Source organism: Paeniglutamicibacter terrestris (assembly GCF_012271785.1).
In the GTDB taxonomy this organism is placed as follows: Bacteria; Actinomycetota; Actinomycetes; order Actinomycetales; family Micrococcaceae; genus Paeniglutamicibacter; species Paeniglutamicibacter terrestris.
Window position 1 is genome coordinate 1 of record NZ_JAAWVT010000020.1, and the last position, 2,529, is coordinate 2,529.

A 2,529-nucleotide genomic window follows, 5' to 3' on the forward strand; every position below is an offset into this window, starting at 1 on the left:
TGAATATTTGACTGTTTGGGGGCCAGCAATATTGCGCGTGGGGGCCACCCCGAAAAAACGGGAATATTGTCCCTGGGGGCCACCCGTAGCGTTCTTGGGAGCCACGAAATAGGCTCCTTCCACCATGTGAGAGGCACATGGTGGAAGGAACAGTTTCAATGGTACGTAGGATCAAGGCGAAGCTTATTCTCAAGCTCCGCGCAGATGGGCTCTCCGGTCGAGCAATCTCCACCTCGCTCGGGGCTTCGAGACGAAGCATCACTACAGTTCTCGAAGCGGCTGAGCAACGAAACATCAGCTGGGATGAAGTTCGGGAGAAGTCCGAGAACGAGGTGTACGCGCTGCTGTTCCCGGGCCGCGGTGACCACCAGAGCGTTTTCGCCCAGCCAGACTGGCGTGTCATCCACCATGAACTGGCCAAGGTCGGCGTTACGTTGAAGCTGTTGCATGGCGAATACCTTGACGCTCAGGCCGGGTCCGGGCAGGCAGTCATGGGCTATGACCGTTTCTGCAAGGTGTATCAGCGTTTTGTCTTAGAATCGCACGCAACCTCCCGGGTTCAGCACAAGGCCGGAATGAGCATCGAAGTGGACTGGTCCGGTCCCACCATGGAACTGGTGGATCCGATCACCGGCCAGAGGAACAAGGTCTACTTGTTCGTAGCCTGTCTGCCGTTCAGCCGCTACGCTTTCGTGGAAGCGACCTTGGATATGAAGCAAGAGAGCTGGCTACGTGCCCACGTAGCAATGTTCGAGGCATTCGGCGGTTCTGTGCCACGCATCGTGCCGGACAATTTGAAGACCGGCGTGATCAAACACCCCGCCGAGGGCGAGATCGTGCTCAACGATTCCTACCGCCATCTGGCCGCCCACTACGCGGCGGCGGTATTGCCGGGACGCGTCAGGGCTCCAAAAGACAAGGCTAGCGTTGAAAACACCGTGAGCCACGTGGCCACGTGGGTGATCGCCGGCCTGCGGAAAACCACCTTCGGATCGCTGGGACAGTTGAGGGCAGCAATCCGAGAACGTGTCGAGGCCTATAACCAGGAACCCTTCCAAAAACGTACCGGGTCCCGAAAGTCAGTGTTCTGGGCCGAAGAGCAGCCCCTGATGAACCCACTACCGGCGGTCAGCTATGAGATCAGCACCTGGGTTTACGGGCGGAAAGTCGCTAGAAACAGCTATGTCTCGTGGCAGAAGAACTACTACTCGGTCCCGATTATCAACATCGGTGCCACCGTGGATCTGCGGCTGACCGAGTCGGTATTGGAGGTCTATCGGAACCACGAACGGATCACCAGTCACCGACTGATGGCGGCGGAAGCGCTGAACCAGTATCAGACCAACGATTCCGATATTCCACCGGAGCGCCAGTGGCAGCATTGGGACACTCAACGGGTCACGGACTGGGCTTCGCGCACCGGGCCGTGCACGCTGAATGTGGTTGAGTGAATCTTCGAATCTGTGCAGGTCAAGGAGCAGGGCTTCAATGCCGCGTTGGCGGTGCTGCGCCTGAGCCGGCGCTACGGCCCAGCCCGGCTGGAGACGGTCTGCAGGATTGCGTTGCAAAGCCAGATTCGTTCACCGCGCTACGCCCATCTGCGTCCCTTGCTGGAAACCGGCCAAGACAAGATCCTCAGCACGCAGCCCGAGCTATTCAACAACGAAGGCGGCTACGTGCGCGGCAGCGACTACTACGCTGGAGGCTCCCGATGAGCTCACTGGATATCGAGACCAAGCGGAAGCTTCGGGAAATGAACGCCAACGATATGCTCCACGCTTTTGAAGCCCAAGACGAATCCATGAGCATGCCGCTGAGCTTCGAAGAACGGATACGACTCATCGTCGACGAAGCGCATTCGGCGTTCACCACCTCAAAGGTCGGCGGACTGATCAGTCGCGCTAAGTTGCGTTACCCCAACGCCGATCTGCGGCAGGTGGACTTGGTTGAGGAACGCGGGCTGAACCGCAATATGCTCGCCAGTATTGGGAGTTGCGCGTTCATTGACCAGAACCAGAACGTGGTCTTCCAAGGATTTACCGGTTCCGGAAAGTCTTATCTTGGGTGCGCGTTGGCGAAGCAGGCCTGCCGCAACAGCATTCGCACCCAATACGTGCGCATGCCAGATCTCGAGGAGGAATGGGTCCAAGCCCAAGACAAACCATTGGGTTCGGCGAAGTTCCTGAAAAAGTATGGTTCGTTCACGATGCTGGTCATCGATGAGTGGTTATTGGACCGTCCCAGCGGTGACTTCCTACGCATGCTTCTGGAACTCATGGAACGTCGCTATGGCTCAGCGTCAACGGTATTCTGCACGCAGTATCAGCAGAAAGATTGGCACCAGCGGCTCGGGTCCGGCGTCCACGCCGACGCGATTATGGACCGGATCATCCACAACACCATTTGGATCGAGACCGGAAGCTACAACATGCGTGAGAAGATCGGCGCCGCTCAAGAATAGATAGACCCGTTGGAGGCCGGTGGCTCCCACCCCAGGAGGTACTGGCCCCCAACGGCAATATCACTGGT

General features: G+C 57.9%; 1 protein-coding gene and 1 pseudogene. Both read left to right on the forward strand.

Going from position 1 to position 2,529, the window contains the following annotated elements; genetic code table 11:
* Positions 1 to 158: 158 nt before the first annotated feature.
* Positions 159 to 1,715, forward strand: a pseudogene (gene istA / locus HED64_RS19570) (IS21 family transposase).
* Entirely contained in the window at positions 1,712 to 2,461 is a 750-nt protein-coding gene (locus HED64_RS19575) for an ATP-binding protein (RefSeq protein ID WP_168153616.1), read from the forward strand. Before istA ends, HED64_RS19575 begins: the two are co-directional and overlap by 4 nt.
* The last annotated feature ends 68 nt before the right edge of the window (positions 2,462 to 2,529 follow it).